The sequence below is a fragment of the Azotobacter vinelandii CA genome, assembly GCF_000380335.1.
In the GTDB taxonomy this organism is placed as follows: Bacteria; Pseudomonadota; Gammaproteobacteria; order Pseudomonadales; family Pseudomonadaceae; genus Azotobacter; species Azotobacter vinelandii.
Genome location: NC_021149.1, coordinates 2,409,383 through 2,424,942, shown reverse-complemented (window position 1 = coordinate 2,424,942; position 15,560 = coordinate 2,409,383). Strand labels below are relative to the sequence as shown.

Below are 15,560 nucleotides of genomic sequence, written 5' to 3'. Positions count from 1 at the left end.
CCGGCCCCGGTGATCCGGGACCGGCGGAAGCGGGAGGCTTCGAGTGGCGGGAAGGAGGCTGCCGCGCTCAGCCCTCGGCGCAGGCTCCCGGCAGCATGGGACCGGCGGCCGCCGCCAGCAACTCGATCTCCCGCCGCTTGCGCGTCTTGCCGGCGCGCGACGGCGGCTGGCAGATGCCGCAGACGAAGTCCCGGGCCGGCGCATGGGCATGGGCCACGAACTCTCCGCCGCAACAGGTGCAGCGGACCATCTCGAGCATGCCGCTCTCGAAGAAACGCACCAGCGTCCAGGCCCGGGTCAGGCCGAGGACGAATTCGGCGTCATCCAGGCCCACCTGCTCCAGATAGAGCCGGAAAGCCTTGACGAAGGCCTCCATCCGCTCGCAGCCGCATCGCTCCTTCAGGTTGCGATAGATCCCGTAGAACAGCGAGGAATGGATGTTCGGCAGCCAGGTCACGAACCAATCGGTGGAAAAGGGCAGCATGCCCTTCGGCGGCGATACGCCTCGCAACTCCTTGTACAGACGGATCAGCCGGCCCCGGCTGAGATCGGTCTCGGTTTCCAGCACCTGCAGGCGGGCGCCCAGCTCGATCAATTCGATGGCCAGTTGCACCTGCATCATTTCGTTCAGCAGACTCTTTTCCGTCATGGCTCGACAGTCCTCGCCCGTCCCGCCGCATGATCGACGGAAACCATCAGCAAGGAGGCGTGCAGCCGCGCCAGCCCCGGCTCGCGTGAATTGTTCAAGACCTTCGTCAACTGCCCGGCATCCTCGAAGCCCGGCCTGCAGATCAATTGATTGATGCGCGCCAGCTGCGCCAGTTGCTTACTCGATAACCCCGCCAGCAGGTCGGCCATCTCGTCGCTCAGCTTCAAGCGGAAAATGGCGGTAGCGCGATCCTTGCGTAGTAACCGCTGCACCAGCAGCAGATAGGTGAGATTCAAATCCTGAATCTCTTCGATGAGGGTATCGACAACCATTGGTACTCCTGTAACTCCAACGACAAGCACCCCGGACCCGGAACGCCCATGAAGATTTCCTAAAAAAACGTCATGTTAGAAATGGTTGGCACGTAAATCGTGAACAGCGTCAAAAAAAATGAGCTTTTCGAGCATCATTTTTTGAACTTTATCATGGGATCGTTGTATCCGCTCTGGCGGACTCGCGGAAAGTCGTAGGAGCAGCGGGGACGAGAGGCTTCCGCTCCCTCAGTCGATGGGCGCGCGGCGATTCGCCTCGAGGCCGTAGGCCCAGACCAGCAGTTCGGCCACCACCTGGTAGAGCTGCGGCGGAATCTGCGCATCCAGATCCACCTGCATGAGCAGGCCCACCAGTTCCGGCGCGGCATGCACCGGAACGCCCTGGCGGTGCGCCTCGGCGACGATGCGCTCGGCCAGCCGGCCATATCCCTTGGCCACCACCCGCGGCGCCGCGTCGCCTTCCGCGTAGCTCAGCGCCAGCGCCTGGCGGCGTTCGCCGCGCGCCTCATCCATCGGCTGCCTCCGCGCTCCGGCGCGCATCGACGCAGCGCAGGGCGATCTCGCCTGGGAAGCATTCCGCGATGCGCTCGCGCAAGCGCTCGCCATCGCGCGCGAAATATTCCAGCACGGCCGGCGAGTCGCTGCTCAGGGTCAGCGACAGGGACCGCGCGTCCAGCCAGGCCTCCACCTGCAGATCGCCCTGGTCGGGCAAGCGCAGGTCGAGCCGCAGGCTCCAGCGCTCCTCTTCCACGCCGCCCTCGCCGCCCGCACCGCCCTCGCCCGGACGCGACGAACCCCGCCGCTGCGCCTCCGGCGCCTGCAGGGACAGGGACATGAACAGGCCTGGCCAGACCTCGCCCTGCCAGCGCAGCGACGGATTGGCCAGCAGCTCCAGTTGCTGCCGGACCAGACCCTGCGCCTGCTCGGGCTCCAGTGCCGGCCCGTGGCGCGTAGCCTCCCCGGACGCGGCGGGCGGCGCCGTGGCGGGTGGCTGTTCGTCGGCGGCCGCGGCATCCGCCGCGGCGGGCGCCGGCAGTACGGCAGGCGCCGCCTCGACGCCGGGGCGCGGTGGGGACGGCGGGGCTTCCGTCGGCGGCTGCCAGCCAGCCATCTGCGGCTCGCGCGCCAGCGCCTGCAGCGGCAATTCGCCGCGATACCAGCGCGCCAAGTGCGCCTCGTAAAACAGCCCGCTTTCGCCGATGCTCTGCCGGAGCAGGCCGGCGAGCAGCGCGGCGGCCGGAGCGGAAGTGCCGGCGGGCAGCAAGGGCGCGGCCGGGGCGATCGCCGCCGGCCGCTCCGGCTGCCGAAGCAGCGCGTCGGCGATGGCACGCGCCGCCGGACTGAGGCGGATCGCGGCGGAATCCGGCCCCGCCGCGGGCGCCCGGCGCGCGGCCGCCCGTTCGTCCTGGCGCGGCGTTTCGAGCGGCGCCGCCGGCGAACGGGCGACCCGCGCATCCAGGCGCGCATCCTCGTCCAGCGCGCGCACCGCCTCGCCGGGCACTACCGGCTCCACCGGTCGATTCGCCGGTTTCTCCACCGGCAGATCGACCGGCTTGCCCAGCACCTGGTGCAGCAGGGTGTCGAGCAGCGGCGTGATTCCGCTCACGGCGAACCTTTGTCGGAGCGGTCGGCGATCCTGTACACGATCGACGAGTCCACGGCGGGACGGTAGGCGCGGTTCAGCTCGCGCTGGCGGCGCGAGTTGCGCATCAGCAGGACGAGTTCATCGCGGCGCGCCAGCAGATGCGTGCGGATCTCCGCATCCAGCGCCAGGATCTGCTTCAGCAGCTCGGCCTTGCGCAGTCGCTCCTGTCGCCCGAGCGAAACTCCGGCCTCCAGTTGCTGCAGCCGCTCGGCATCGATCAGGCCGCAGGATTTCTCCTGCAGCAGGGTCGTCCAGTCGCCGCGGCGGGCCAGTTCCAGCATGCTTTGCGACTGCAGCAGAAGCTGCTCGTAGGAGTCGATGAGTTGCCGCCCCTCGCCCATGCTCAGCCTCCCCCCGCCTGGGGGCCGATCTCGCGCCAGGCGGAACCGATCTCCTCCAGCAGGGCGGCGGCCTCGTCCAGGCTGCGCTCGTCGTCGTGCAGGTTGGCGCGCAGCAGCAGCCGCGACACGTAGGCGTAGAGCTGCTCCAGGCGTCCGGCCAGTTCGCCGCCGCGCTCGTGGTCCAGCGCGGCGGAGAGGCCCATGTTGACGATATCGAGCGCCTTGGAAATGGCCTTGCCCTTCTCCGCGACGTTGCCTGCCTGCATGTGCAACCGGGCCGTACGGATCGCCGCCTGGACACCATCGAACAGCATCACGATCAACTGGTGGGGAGAGGCCGACATGACCCCGCTCTCCACCCCCACCCTGGCATAGGCACTGGCCCCGCGCATGACGGTCATGTCCACCTCCCCTTCATTTCTTATGGATCTATGAATCGCTCAGCATGGCGTTCAGGGCGTCGAACTGCTGGGTCAGATAGCTGCTGGTCGAGTTCATCTGGGCGATCAGCGTATCGAGCGCCGAGAACTGCTCGGTATAGCGCGCCATGAGCGTCTCGATGCTGCTTTCCATGCGCGTGTAGCGCTCGCCGAGCGCCTCGTTGCGCGACTCCAGGCCCTCGATGGCCGAGCTGAGCGCGCCGTCCTCGTCGAGAATGGCGTCCAGCGAATCGCCCAGCCCGGCGGCCAGCCCCGGCTGTTCGTCGGTACCGACGAACAGCGCCTGGATATCCGTCAGGTCGCCTTCGAGCGCCTCGCTCAGCTTGCTGTCGTCGACCTTCAGGGTACCGTCGAGCTGCAGCGAGATCCCCAGGTCCGACAGGTAGCGATAGGTGCCCTCGTCGAGTCCGCCGGTGATCGCCTGGCGCAACTTGCTCTGCACGCCGCGCAGGGTCGAGTCGCCGAGCAGGACACCGGCGTCGCCGCTGTCGGAATCGTAGGAGGTGAGGCTGTCGGCGACGCTGTCCAGGGCGTTATAGGCGCTGACGAAGCTGTTGATGGCCGTCTTGATCGAGCCGGTGTCGCGCTTGACGGTCAGGGTCTGCGCGTCGCCGGTGGCGGAAAGGGTCAGGGTCACCCCCTGCAGGGCGCCCTCGACGGTATTGCCCTGGCTGGTGATGGCGATGCCGTTGACGGTCAGTTGGGCATCCTTGGCCTCCGTGGTCGTGGTGAAGCCCAGCGCGGCGGCCGCGGAACCGCCGACCGAGATCTCCGCCTCGGTGCCGGTGGCCTTGGCGGTCAGCACCAGGCGCCAGGGCGTGCCGCTGCCGTCGTTGACCAGCGAGGCGGTGACGCCGCCATCCCCGGCATTGATGGCGTCGCGGATGTCCTCCAGGGAATTGCTGCCCTCGCTCAGTTCGATCTCCAGGGTCTCGTCGCCGCTCTGGATGGTCAGGGTGCCGGTCGCCGCGGCGGCGGTCTTGTCGGCCACACCGCTGCTGGCCAGGCTGTGCGCCTGGGCGAGCTGGCTCACCTGCACCTGGTAGCTGCCCGGCACGGCATCGGCGGTCACCGCCACGGCCACGCCGCTGCCGCTGATGCTGCTGGTCTGGCCCTGGTAGGTGGAGGCCGTGGCCAGCGTCTCGACCGTGCCCTGCAGGCTGGTCAGGACGCTCTGCAGGCTGCCGAAAGCGGAAATCTTGCTGGAAATGACGCTTTGCTGGTTGGTGATGACGGTGAGTTTCTGGCGCTCGGCGGATTCGAGCTGATCGAGCAGCCCGGTGAGGTCGAGTCCCGAGCCGACGCCCAGTGACGAGATGGTAGCCATGTCAGTGTCAGTCCTTATGAAACGGCGCGGTGGTCCGCGGAGTGGACGGTCGCGCGATTGCCGATGTCGTTTTCTGCTCTAGGTATATCGGCCTCGCCGACCAGGACTTTAGCGACCACCGGCAGCGTTTCAGATCTGCATGTTCATCACTTCCTTGTAGGCGCTGACCAGCCGGTTGCGCACCTGCACGCCCATCTGGAAGGCCACGCTGGCCTTCTGCATGTCCACCATCACGTCGTTCAGGGCAACCCCCGGCTCGCCGGCCTGGAAGGCGTCGGAGCTGTCGCTGGCGGTCTGCTGCAGGTGGTTGATCCGGTGGATCGCCGCGCGCAGCTCGCCGGCGAAACTCCCCGGCGCGAGCTCGGCCGGCTGCGGGCCCGGAGCGGAAGCGCCGGCGGCCTGGCCGGCGAGGATCTGCATCTGCTGCAGGGCGGACTGGATGGCGGGCGAACTCATGGACAAGCCTGCAAGAAAAATGGACGGGCGTTCGACGATTGCAAGCCTATCAACGCGGACCGACCGGGCAAGCAGCCAATTGGCCCTAAAAGCCATGGCTTTTTGAACCTTTAGGCACAGGGCCGCCCCGGATAATGACCTTCGTCCCAAATCAGCCGCGCGCACTTGCGCTGCCGGCCGATCCGGATGCGTGCAACCTATCCCCAGGAACCGGATTTCCCCATGCTTTTCCTATCGCCCCAGCCTTTTGCCGGAGACGCTTGTGAGTAACGCGGTTGCCGGACCGGGCACCGCGCTCGCCACTCCCGCCCCGCCCCTCGTCGAACGCCTGGTCGCACCGATGCGCAGCCAGCCGCTGCTGCCGCTGATGCTGGCCGGCGCGGCGGTGGTGGCGGTCGTCGCCGCCCTGCTGCTCTGGGCCCGCGAGCCCGAGTACCGGGTCTTGTTCGCCAACCTCGACGAGGCCGACGGCGGAAGGATCATCGGCGAGCTGGACAGGCGCGCCATTCCCTATCGCCTGAGCGAAGGCGGCCACAGCCTGCTGGTGCCGGCCGACCAGTTGCACACCCTGCGTCTGCAACTGGCCGAGCAGGGCCTGCCGCAGGGCGGCAACGTCGGTTTCGAGCTGCTCGACAAACAGGCCTTCGGCGTCAGCCAGTTCGCCGAACAGATCAACTTCCAGCGCGGCCTGGAAGGCGAACTGGCACGCTCCATCGAATCGCTCGGCCCGGTTTCGCGGGCCCGCGTGCACCTGGCCATGGCCAAGCAGTCGGTGTTCGTCCGCGAGCGCGAGCCGGCGCGCGCCTCGGTGGTGCTCAACCTGCAACCGGGCCGCGAACTGGGCGAGAGTCAGGTCAACGCCATCGCCCACCTGGTCTCCTCCAGTGTACCGGGGCTTTCCATCGACGCGGTCACCGTGGTCGACCAGAACGGCCGCCTGCTCTCCCGGCAGGGCGGCGCCCGCGACCTCGACGGCACCCAACTGGACTATATCGACGAGGTGGAACGCTCCTACCAGCGGCGCATCGAGAACATCCTCGCGCCGATCCTCGGCGCGCAGAACGTCCGCGCCCAGGTGGTCGCGCAGATCGACTTCGCCAGCCGCGAACAGACCGCCGAGCGCTACGCCCCCAACCAGCAGCCCGGCGAAGCGGCGGTGCGCAGCCAGCAGCTCTCCGAGAACCTGTCCGGCGGTACCGAGCTGGCCCGCGGGGTGCCCGGCGCGCTGACCAACAGCCCGCCGAACCCACCGCCGCCGCCCGCTCCCGCCGCGAACGAAACGACACAGACCGGCAATGCCGCCGGCACCGGGGGAACCGGCCAGGCCGCCGCCGCGGCCGCGGAAAAGGCGCCCACCACGCTGAGCCGCGACAACACGACCAACTACGAGGTCGACCACAGCGTCGAGCACGTGCAGTACCGGCGCGGCAGCGTGCAACGCCTGTCCGCCGCAGTGGTGGTCAACTACCGCGACGCGATCAAGGACGGCCAGACCAGCCGCGAGCCGCTGAGCCAGGAGGAACTGGCGCGGATCGACCGTCTGGTCCGCCAGGCCATGGGCTTCACGGACTCCCGCGGCGACCAGCTGGAAATCATGAACAGCCCCTTCGCCGACAGCCTGGTCGTCGACCAGCAGGAATGGTGGAAGACGCCGGAGTTCTACAACCTGGCGACCAGCCTGTCGCGCTACCTGCTGGTGGCCTTCATCGCCCTGCTGCTCTGGCTGATGGTGCTGCGCCCGCTGAAGCGCCGCCACCGGGAGAAGCTGGCCGCCGAAGCCAGCGCCAGGGCCGAGGCCGCCGAAGCCGCGCAACTCGCCCTCGAAGCCTCCCGGGTACCGGCCCTGGCCGCCGAGGAGAGCCAGCGGCGCGACCTGCGGCGCAAGTCGCCGATCTATGAACAGAACCTGCAGAGCCTGCGCGAGATGGCCAAGGAAGACCCACGCCTGGTAGCCATGATCGTCCGCGGCTGGATGAAGAAAGAAGAGAAATGACTGAAATGACCGGCGCACGGCGCAGCGCGATCCTCCTGCTGTCCCTCGACGAGGACAGCGCGGCCGAAGTCTTCAAGTACCTGCCCAACCAGGATGTGCAGGCGATCGGCACGGAGATGGCCCGCCTCAGCTAGGTGTCGCACGAGGAGATGCGCCAGGTGCTCGAAGAGTTCATGGACGAGACCGAGCAGTACGCGGCAATCAGCATCCAGTCCAGCGAACACATCCGCGCCGTGCTGACCAAGGCCCTGGGCAGCGAGCGGGCGGCCAGCCTGATCGACGACATCCTGGAAAGCACCAACACCGGCAGCGGCATCGACAAGCTGAACCTGATGGAGGCCTCGGCGGTCGCCGAGATGATCCGCGACGAACACCCGCAGATCATCGCCACCATCCTGGTGCACCTGGAGCGCCACCAGGCCGCCGACGTGCTGGAGCTGTTCGACGAGCGCCTGCGCAACGACATCATCCTGCGCATCGCCACCTTCAGCGGCGTGCAGCCAATCGCCCTGCACGAGCTGACCGAAGTGCTCGGCGGCATGCTCGACGGCCAGAACCTCAAGCGCAGCAAGATGGGCGGCGTGAGGACCGCGGCGGAAATCCTCAACCTGATGAACTCGACCTTCGAGGAAATCGCCATCCAGACCGTGCGCGCCCACAACGAAGACCTGGCGCAGAAGATCCTCGACGAGATGTTCCTGTTCGAGAACCTGCTGGAACTGGACGACCGCAGCATCCAGTTGATCCTCAACCAGGTGGAGAGCAACTCCCTGGTCATCGCCCTCAAGGGCGCCCCGCCGGCGCTGCTCGACAAGTTCCTGGCGAACATGTCGAACCGGGCCGCCCAACTGCTGCGGGAAGACATGGAGGCGCGCGGGCCGATCCGCATCTCCCAGGTCGAGGCCGAGCAGAAGGCGATCCTGCAGATCGTCCGCCGCCTGGCCGACAGCGGCGAGATAGTGCTCGGCGGCGGAGACGACGCCTATGTCTGATCAACCGTCCTGGTCGCGCGACGGCGCCCCCTGGCGTCCCTGGCGGATGGACGAGTTGGGCCGTCCGCACGACGCCCGGCCCGACCCCGAACGGCAGCGTCGCGAGGTCCAGCGCCAGCAGGCCTTCAAGCGCGACGCCGAACTCAAGGCGCTGCGCGAACAGGTCCGCGAGGAGGCCCGTCGCCAGGGGTACGAGGAGGGTTTCGCCGCCGGCCGGACGGACGGTCACGCGCAGGGCCTGGAAGAAGGCCGCCAGGCCGGCGAGCGGGCCCTGCAGGAGAAGATCCGCGAAGCCGCGGAACCGCTGCGCGCCCTGGCGCAGAGCTTCGAGCAGGCGCTCGCCCAGCTCGACGGAGAGATCGCCGAGCAACTGGTCGAGCTGGCCCTGGCCGGCGCCCGGCAACTGGCCGGCGAGGCGCTGCGGGTCGAGCCCGAGCACATCCTGCCGACCGTCCGCGCCCTGCTGCACAGCGAACCGCCGCTTGCCGGCAGGCCGCGCCTGTGGCTGCATCCGGCCGACCTGCAAGTGGTCCGCGAGCAGCTCGGCGCCGAACTGGAGGCCGCCGGCTGGCAGCTCCAGCCGGACGCCCTGATCACCCGCGGCGGCTGCCGGGCGACCAGCCAGAGCGGCGATCTCGACGCCACCTGGGAAAGCCGCTGGGCGGCGATCGTCCGCCAGGTGCGCAAGCGTCCCGCCGTGCCGGCGGCCGGCGAGGAATTCGCGACGTGACCGCCAATCCCCATCGACAGCACTGGGCGCAGGCTCTCGACGGCCTGCAGCGGCGCCTCGACGAGCTGCCGCCGTACCGGCGCAGCGGGCGCATCGTGCGGGCCACCGGCATGGTCCTCGAAGCCGTCGGCCTGGACATCCCGCTGGGCGGCGTGTGCCGCATCGAACTGGCCGCCCAGCCCGGCGGCGAGGCGCGCCAGGCCGAGGCCGAAGTGGTCGGCTTCGCCGGCGAGCGCCTGTTCCTCATGCCGCTGGAGGAGATCGCCGGCCTGCGTCCGGGCGCCCGGGTGTTCCCGCTCGGCGAAGGCGGCGACGCCCTCGGCGCGCGGCGCTTTCCGCTCGGCGAACGCCTGCTCGGCCGGGTCGTCGACAGCAGCGGCCAGCCGCTCGACGGCCTGGGCCCGCTGGACGGGGTGCACCACGCCAGCCTGCACACCCCGCCGCTGAACCCGCTGCACCGGGCGCCCATCGACCGCCAGATCGACGTCGGCATCCGCGCCATCAACGGCCTGCTCAGCGTCGGCCGCGGCCAGCGCATGGGCCTGTTCGCCGGTTCCGGGGTCGGCAAGTCGGTGCTGCTCGGCATGATGGCGCGCTACACCCGCGCCGACGTCATCGTGGTCGGGCTGATCGGCGAGCGCGGCCGCGAGGTGCAGGACTTCATCGACAACATCCTCGGCGCGGAAGGCCTGCGCCGCTCGGTGGTGGTCGCCGCCCCGGCCGACAATTCGCCACTGCAGCGCCTGCAGGGCGCCGCCTACGCCACCCGGCTGGCCGAGGACTTTCGCGATGCCGGCCGCGACGTGCTGCTGATCATGGACTCGCTGACCCGCTACGCCATGGCCCAGCGCGAGATCGCCCTGGCCATCGGCGAGCCGCCGGCCACCAAGGGCTATCCGCCGTCGGTGTTCGCCAAGCTGCCCAGGCTGGTCGAGCGCACCGGCAACGGACCGCGCGGCGGCGGCTCGATCACCGCCTTCTACACCGTGCTCAGCGAAGGCGACGACCAGCAGGACCCGATCGCCGACTCGGCGCGGGCGATCCTCGACGGCCACATCGTGCTCTCGAGGGCCCTGGCGGAAAGCGGCCACTACCCGGCCATCGACATCGAGGCCTCGATCAGCCGGGCGATGACCGCCATCGTCGACGACGCGCAGCAGCGCAAAGCCCAGCAGTTCAAGCAATCGCTCTCCCGCTACCAGCGCAACCGCGACCTGATCAGCGTCGGCGCCTACGCTCCCGGCCACGACCCGCAACTGGACCGCGCGGTGAACCTCTATCCGCAGCTCGAACGCTTCCTCCAGCAGCGCATCGACGAGCGCGCCGGCATCGAGGAGACGCTCAAGGCGCTCAACGCCGTGATTCCCACCCCATGACGCCGTGCAGGCAAGGCAGGTGACCCGCTATGTCCACGACCAGCGCGCTCGACACCCTCATCGATCTGACCCGCGAAGCCCTGGAGGCCGCCGGCCGCACCCTGGCCGACCAGCGCCGTACCCAGCGGCAGGCCCAGGAACAGATGAACACCCTCGAACATTACCGCCAGGAGTATCGCCAGCGCTTGCAGCAGGCCATGCAGCAAGGCATCGCCCCGGCCAGCCTGCACAACTACCGGGCCTTCCTGGGCTCGCTGGACGACGCCATCCAGCGCGCCGTGCAGACCCTCGACGCGCAGCGCCGGCAGGTCGACCACAGCCAGCGGCACTGGCAGGAGCAGCGTCGCAAGCTGAACTCCTACGACACCCTGGTCGAGCGCCGCGCCCGGCTCGGTCAGTTGCGCGAGAACCGCGCCGAACAGCGCCGCAGCGACGAAACCAGCGCCCAGTTGCGCCTGCGCCAAGGTGCTTCCAGCTTCCCGACCGACAGCAGCCTGTAAGAGGTCCCCATGGATATCATCGCCCTGACGGCCATGTCCGGCGCCGCGACAAGCGCGCCACCAAGCCCTTCGCCTGCCGCCAACGGCGGCGACTTCGCCCGCAGCCTCGAACAGGCGGCCGGCCGCCAGGCGCCCAGCGCGGCCGCCGCCCAGCCCACTTCCCCGCGCGCCGCTGACGCGCAAACGCCGGCCGCAACGCTCCTCGCCGCACCGATGCCCCTCGCCATATCGGCGTCCGTCTTGCCGAGCCTGTCCCTGGCAGGTTCGGCCGCTGTGCCCGAGGCACAGGAAGAGGCCCCGGTGCACGCGGACGAACTCCCTGAAGATACCGTTGCCGAGCAGGTGGCCATGCTCCTGCAAGCCCCGCTCCCGTCGACTCCGGCACTACCGGCCGCCGCCGCCCCGAGCCTCGCGCAAAGCGACAGTTCCGACGACCTGCAGCGCATCCGCTCGCGCCTGCAGGCGATCGAGAGCGCCGGACAACTGCCGCTCCCCGGCGCCGCCGGAGCGGCCCCGGCCGGCCAGCCGGCGCAAGTCACCCAGTCTCCGCCGACGGCCGGCGCTACGGCCGCCACGGTAACCATGGGCGTCCCGGCGAACATCGCGCACGCCCCCGGCCAGCCGGCGCAGTTCACCTCGTCTCCGCTGCCGGCTGGCGCGACAACCCCGGGCACCCCGGCGAATGCCGCGCAATCCTCCGGCCAGGCGGCTTCCGCCGCTGTCGAGCAGGACGGGCCGGCACTGCCCGACGCGCCGGTCGCCGCCAGCCAGGGCCGGCCCGAATCCGCCGCCGGGCAGAGCGGTCCCGCACCGACGCCCGCCGAAGGCGCCTGGGCGGGCGAAAACCTCGCTCCCAGCCTGGCAAGCACGGCCGATGGCGCCACCTTCCCGCTCGCCGGCGCCAGCCTGTCCGCCGGCGGCACGGCGACAAGCAGTCCCGCCACGGCTGGCGCCTCCACAGCCGCCAGCCTGACGGCGCCGCTGGCCAGCCCCGAATGGCAGCGCGGCCTTGGCCAGCACCTGCTCGGCCTGCAACAGCGCGGCGAGCGGGAAATCGAACTGCACCTGCATCCGGCCGAACTCGGCCCGCTGTCGATCAGCCTCAAGATCGGCGAGTCGGGCGCCCAGGCGCAGTTCCTCTCCGCCCACCCGCAGGTCCGCGCGGCGGTCGAGCAGGCCATTCCGCAACTGCGCGAAGCCCTCGCCGAGCAGGGCATCGCCCTGGGCGAAACCTCGGTCGGCGAGCGCCAGCAACAGCAGCGGGACGAGCGCCCGGCGAGCTGGAGCGGCGGCACGAGCCCGGCGGGCGGAGGTAACGAGGAAGCCGTGCCCGGATCGCCCGAAACCGTCGCGCCGAGGCCGCTCCGCCTCGAAGGTATCGACCTGTACGCCTGACGGGAACGAAACGGCCGGACGGAACCGCGCTCCGCCACCGGCCGTCCGCTACACGCCATCCACCGGCCGCCAGGCAAAACAACAAGATGCGTGCGATAGCAGGGTCTTATCGCCCCATCGGAGCCGAGCCCCCATCGGCATACTTTTTTTCCTCTCCGAACGAGTCGACCTCCCTCAAGGGCACACGCAATGAGCAAAACCCCTCCTGCACGCGGCAGCGGCAAGGTCAACTGGCTGCTGGCGATCCTTCTGGTGCTGATCGCCGCCGGCGGCAGCGCCGCGGGCGTGTACTTCCTCATGAACAAGGGCGCGCACGCCGGGGCCGACAGCGATGCCGAGGCGGCCGCCGAGCCGCTCCCGGCGCCGATCTTCGTGCCCATCAGCCCCTTCACCGTCAACCTGCGCGGCGAGCAGCGCGAGGAGCGCCTGCTCTATGTCGGCCTTTCCCTGCAGGTGACGGACAAGGCCAGCGAGGAATTCCTCAAGCGCTACATGCCGCAACTGCGCAGCCGCCTGCTCAAGCTGTTCACCGCGCAGACCGCCGCCGAGCTGATGACCCCCAACGGCAAGGACCAGCTCTCGGCGAAGATCCTCGAGATGCTCCAGCAGCCCATGGCCACGCCGCAGCCGACCCTGCGGGTGACCGACGTCCTCTACACCGATTTCATCGTGCAGTAGCCGCCCATGGCCCAAGACGATCTGCTCTCCCAGGAAGAGATCGACGCGCTGCTCAAGGGAGTCAGCGGCGAGGAAGACAGCTCGCCCAGCGAACCCGCCGACACCCAGCGCATCCGTCCCTACAATCCGGCCACCCAGCACCGGGTGATCCGCGAGCGCCTGCATGCGCTGGACATCATCAACGAGCGTTTCGCCCGCTACTTCCGCATGAGCCTGTTCAACCTGATCCGCCGCAGCGCCGACATCACCGTCGACAGCGTGCGCTATCAGAGCTACAGCGACTTCGCGCGCAACGTGCCGGTACCGACCAACATCAACCTGCTGGCCATGAAGCCCCTGCGCGGCACGGCGCTGGTGGTCTTTCCGCCGAGCCTGGTGTTCATGGTGGTGGACAACCTGTTCGGTGGCGATGGCCGCTTCCTCACCAAGTCCGAGGGGCGCGAATTCACCCACACCGAGCAGCGCATCATCCGCCGCCTGCTGGGGCTGGCCCTGGAGGCCTACCAGAGCGCCTGGAAGTCGGTGTACCCGCTGGAGATCGACTACCTGCGCTCGGAGATGCAGGCCAAGTTCGCCAACATCACCAGCTCACCCAACGAGATCGTCATCAACAGCACCTTCCACCTGGAAGTGGGCAACCTGGCCAGCGACTTCAACATCGTCATGCCTTACCTGATGATCGAGCCGTTGCGCAGCCTGCTCAACGGGCCGCTCAACGACAGCCACCCGGACGAGGAGCGCCAGTGGGGCAAGCGCATGGCCAGCGAGATCAAGCAGTCGCAGATCGAGCTGATCGCCGACTTCGCCGGCATCGACCTGTGCATCGGCCAGGTCATGGCGCTCAAGGTCGGCGACGTGTTGCCCATCGAACTGCCGGAGACGGTCGTCGCCCGGGTCGACGGCGTACCGGTGATGCGCTGCGAGTACGGCAGCCGGAACGGCCAGCGCGCCCTGCAGGTAAAGGAACTGATCGACCATTCATCCGCCAACGCCGGCGCGACGACCGAGCGGTTCATCAAGGGCAGCCTGCCCGCCGCCAAGGAACCCCACCATGACTGACGCGAAAAAACCCGACCTGAACACCCTGGAGGACGACTGGGCCAGCGCCATGGCCGAACAGGCCGCCACACCGGCCGAGGACGATCCCTGGGCAGCCGCCCTCGCCGAGCAGGCCGCCACGCTCCCGGAGCCGGCCACGCAGAACGCCGGCCAGAACGTGTTCAAGCCGCTCGGCAAGAGCGCCACTGCCGAAGGCATGCGCGACCTGGACATGATCATGGACATTCCGGTCAAGCTCAGCGTCGAACTCGGCCGCACGCGGATCACCATCAAGCAGTTGCTGGAGCTGGCCCAGGGCTCGGTGGTCGAACTGGACGGCCTGGCCGGCGAGCCGATGGACATCCTCATCAACGGCTACCTGATCGCCCAGGGCGAGGTGGTGGTGGTCGACGACAAGTACGGCATCCGCATCACCGAGATCATCACCCCCTCCGAGCGGGTGCAGAAGCTCAACCGATGAGCGCCGCCGCAACGAGCGCCCTGGAGAAGGGCGGCGCCGACAACCTGCTGGGCCTCGCCGCCCTGGGCAAGACCGCCCTGGCCCTGGCCCTGGTGGTCGGTTTGATCTTCCTCTGCAGTTGGCTGCTGCGCCGTTTCGGCCCCGGCCGCCACTGGCCCGGCCAGCACCTGCGGGTGATCGGCAGCAGTCTGCTAGGCTCCCGCGAGCGGGTGGTGATCGTCGAGGTGCAGGGTACCTGGCTGGTGCTCGGCGTGACCGCCCAGCAGATCAGCAAGCTCCACGAACTGCCGGCGCCGCCCGTCGAGGCGCGGGGCGGGGCTGGCGCAGTCCGTCCGGCCGGCGACTTCGCCAGCGCGCTGAGCGAGCGACTCAAGCAGCACCTGTCCGGCCGCGAGACCGGCAACCCGGAGCGACCATGAATCCGACCGTCCTGCGCCCCGGCCTGTGGCCGGCCGCCGCCCTGGGCCTCATCCTGTGCCTGCCAGCGTCCGCCCTGGCCGCCCTGCCCGCCCTCACCAGCAAGCCGCTGGCCGGCGGCGGCCAGCAATGGTCGCTGAGCCTGCAGACCCTGCTGCTGCTCAGCTCGATGGCCTTCCTGCCGGCCCTGCTGCTGATGATGACCGCCTTCACCCGGATCATCATCGTTCTCGGCCTGCTGCGCACCGCCATCGGCACCCCGGCCGCACCGCCCAACCAGGTCCTGCTGGGCCTGGCGCTGTTCCTCACCCTGTTCATCATGTCGCCGGTACTCGACCGCACCTACCAGAGCGCCTGGCTGCCCTTCTCCCGCGACGAGATCGGCTTCGAGCAGTTCCTCGAAACCGGTAGCCAGCCGTTCCGCGAGTTCATGCTGGCGCAGACCCGCGAGAGCGACCTGGCGCTGTTCGCCCGCCTGGCCAGGCTGGGCGAACTCGAAGGCCCCGAGCAGGTACCGCTGCGCGTGCTGATGCCGGCCTTCGTCACCAGCGAGCTGAAGACCGCCTTCCAGATCGGCTTCACCATCTTCATCCCCTTCCTGATCATCGATCTGGTGGTGGCCAGCGTGCTGATGGCGCTGGGCATGATGATGGTTCCGCCGGCGACCATTTCCCTGCCCTTCAAGCTGATGCTTTTCGTGCTGGTCGATGGCTGGCAGTTGCTGATCGGCTCGCTGGCGCAAAGCTTTTACATATAGAGAGACGATCCCG

General features: G+C 69.0%; 18 protein-coding genes and 1 pseudogene. 11 read left to right on the top strand and 8 right to left on the bottom strand.

The annotated features are described in order from the left end of the window. Positions 1-67: 67 nt before the first annotated feature. The 8 genes from flhC to fliE form a co-directional block, all read right to left on the bottom strand. The gene (gene flhC, locus AVCA_RS11100) at positions 68-649 is read right to left on the bottom strand and encodes a flagellar transcriptional regulator FlhC (RefSeq protein WP_012701013.1); all 582 of its coding nucleotides are present in this window, start codon (positions 647-649) and stop codon (positions 68-70) included. Next, on the bottom strand, positions 646-981 hold the full coding sequence (gene flhD / locus AVCA_RS11095; RefSeq protein ID WP_012701012.1) for a flagellar transcriptional regulator FlhD: 336 nt from the start codon (positions 979-981) through the stop codon (positions 646-648). The genes flhC and flhD overlap by 4 nt, the downstream gene beginning before the upstream one ends. 228 nt (positions 982-1,209) lie before the next feature. Next, a complete protein-coding gene (locus tag AVCA_RS11090; RefSeq protein WP_012701011.1) occupies positions 1,210-1,494 on the bottom strand; it encodes an EscU/YscU/HrcU family type III secretion system export apparatus switch protein in 285 nt (94 codons plus the stop codon). Continuing rightward, a complete protein-coding gene (locus AVCA_RS11085; protein ID WP_012701010.1) occupies positions 1,487-2,587 on the bottom strand; it encodes a hypothetical protein in 1,101 nt (366 codons plus the stop codon). The genes AVCA_RS11090 and AVCA_RS11085 overlap by 8 nt, the downstream gene beginning before the upstream one ends. Beyond that, positions 2,584-2,967 carry a flagellar protein FliT gene (gene fliT / locus AVCA_RS11080; protein ID WP_012701009.1) on the bottom strand — a complete coding sequence of 128 codons (384 nt, stop codon included), beginning with the start codon at positions 2,965-2,967 and terminating at the stop codon, positions 2,584-2,586. Before fliT ends, AVCA_RS11085 begins: the two co-directional genes overlap by 4 nt. 2 nt (positions 2,968-2,969) lie before the next feature. Continuing rightward, complete coding sequence (gene fliS, locus AVCA_RS11075) at positions 2,970-3,368, bottom strand: flagellar export chaperone FliS (protein WP_231876321.1); 399 nt, start codon at positions 3,366-3,368, stop codon at positions 2,970-2,972. Between the two features lie 28 nt (positions 3,369-3,396). Then, positions 3,397-4,734 (bottom strand): flagellar filament capping protein FliD, encoded by a 1,338-nt coding sequence (gene fliD / locus AVCA_RS11070; RefSeq protein ID WP_012701007.1) that lies wholly within the window; start codon positions 4,732-4,734, stop codon positions 3,397-3,399. Between the two features lie 129 nt (positions 4,735-4,863). Beyond that, positions 4,864-5,190, bottom strand: coding sequence for a flagellar hook-basal body complex protein FliE (gene fliE / locus AVCA_RS11065; RefSeq protein WP_012701006.1), 327 nt, complete (start codon positions 5,188-5,190; stop codon positions 4,864-4,866). A 262-nt stretch (positions 5,191-5,452) separates the two neighbouring features. Between fliE and fliF the strand changes: the two genes are divergently transcribed. The 11 genes and pseudogenes from fliF to fliP all read left to right on the top strand — a co-directional run bounded on the left by fliF (position 5,453) and on the right by fliP (position 15,547). Beyond that, complete coding sequence (gene fliF / locus AVCA_RS11060) at positions 5,453-7,183, top strand: flagellar basal-body MS-ring/collar protein FliF (protein WP_012701005.1); 1,731 nt, start codon at positions 5,453-5,455, stop codon at positions 7,181-7,183. After that, a pseudogene (gene fliG, locus AVCA_RS11055) lies at positions 7,180-8,175 on the top strand (flagellar motor switch protein FliG). Before fliF ends, fliG begins: the two are co-directional and overlap by 4 nt. Beyond that, positions 8,168-8,905 (top strand): flagellar assembly protein FliH, encoded by a 738-nt coding sequence (gene fliH, locus AVCA_RS11050; RefSeq protein ID WP_012701003.1) that lies wholly within the window; start codon positions 8,168-8,170, stop codon positions 8,903-8,905. Before fliG ends, fliH begins: the two are co-directional and overlap by 8 nt. Then, on the top strand, positions 8,902-10,281 hold the full coding sequence (gene fliI / locus AVCA_RS11045) for a flagellar protein export ATPase FliI (RefSeq protein ID WP_012701002.1): 1,380 nt from the start codon (positions 8,902-8,904) through the stop codon (positions 10,279-10,281). Before fliH ends, fliI begins: the two co-directional genes overlap by 4 nt. Before the next feature lie 29 nt (positions 10,282-10,310). Continuing rightward, on the top strand, positions 10,311-10,781 hold the full coding sequence (gene fliJ / locus AVCA_RS11040; RefSeq protein WP_012701001.1) for a flagellar export protein FliJ: 471 nt from the start codon (positions 10,311-10,313) through the stop codon (positions 10,779-10,781). A gap of 9 nt (positions 10,782-10,790) precedes the next feature. Next, complete coding sequence (locus AVCA_RS11035) at positions 10,791-12,176, top strand: flagellar hook-length control protein FliK (protein WP_012701000.1); 1,386 nt, start codon at positions 10,791-10,793, stop codon at positions 12,174-12,176. Positions 12,177-12,365: 189 nt separating this feature from the next. Continuing rightward, the gene (gene fliL / locus AVCA_RS11030; protein WP_012700999.1) at positions 12,366-12,854 is read left to right on the top strand and encodes a flagellar basal body-associated protein FliL; all 489 of its coding nucleotides are present in this window, start codon (positions 12,366-12,368) and stop codon (positions 12,852-12,854) included. A 6-nt stretch (positions 12,855-12,860) separates the two neighbouring features. Continuing rightward, positions 12,861-13,913 (top strand): flagellar motor switch protein FliM, encoded by a 1,053-nt coding sequence (gene fliM, locus AVCA_RS11025; RefSeq protein WP_012700998.1) that lies wholly within the window; start codon positions 12,861-12,863, stop codon positions 13,911-13,913. After that, complete coding sequence (gene fliN, locus AVCA_RS11020; RefSeq protein ID WP_012700997.1) at positions 13,906-14,373, top strand: flagellar motor switch protein FliN; 468 nt, start codon at positions 13,906-13,908, stop codon at positions 14,371-14,373. The genes fliM and fliN overlap by 8 nt, the downstream gene beginning before the upstream one ends. Then, positions 14,370-14,792: a flagellar biosynthetic protein FliO gene (gene fliO, locus AVCA_RS11015; RefSeq protein ID WP_012700996.1), complete on the top strand. Its 423-nt coding sequence runs from the start codon at positions 14,370-14,372 to the stop codon at positions 14,790-14,792. Before fliN ends, fliO begins: the two co-directional genes overlap by 4 nt. After that, positions 14,789-15,547: a flagellar type III secretion system pore protein FliP gene (fliP, locus tag AVCA_RS11010; protein ID WP_012700995.1), complete on the top strand. Its 759-nt coding sequence runs from the start codon at positions 14,789-14,791 to the stop codon at positions 15,545-15,547. The genes fliO and fliP overlap by 4 nt, the downstream gene beginning before the upstream one ends. Positions 15,548-15,560: the final 13 nt, after the last annotated feature.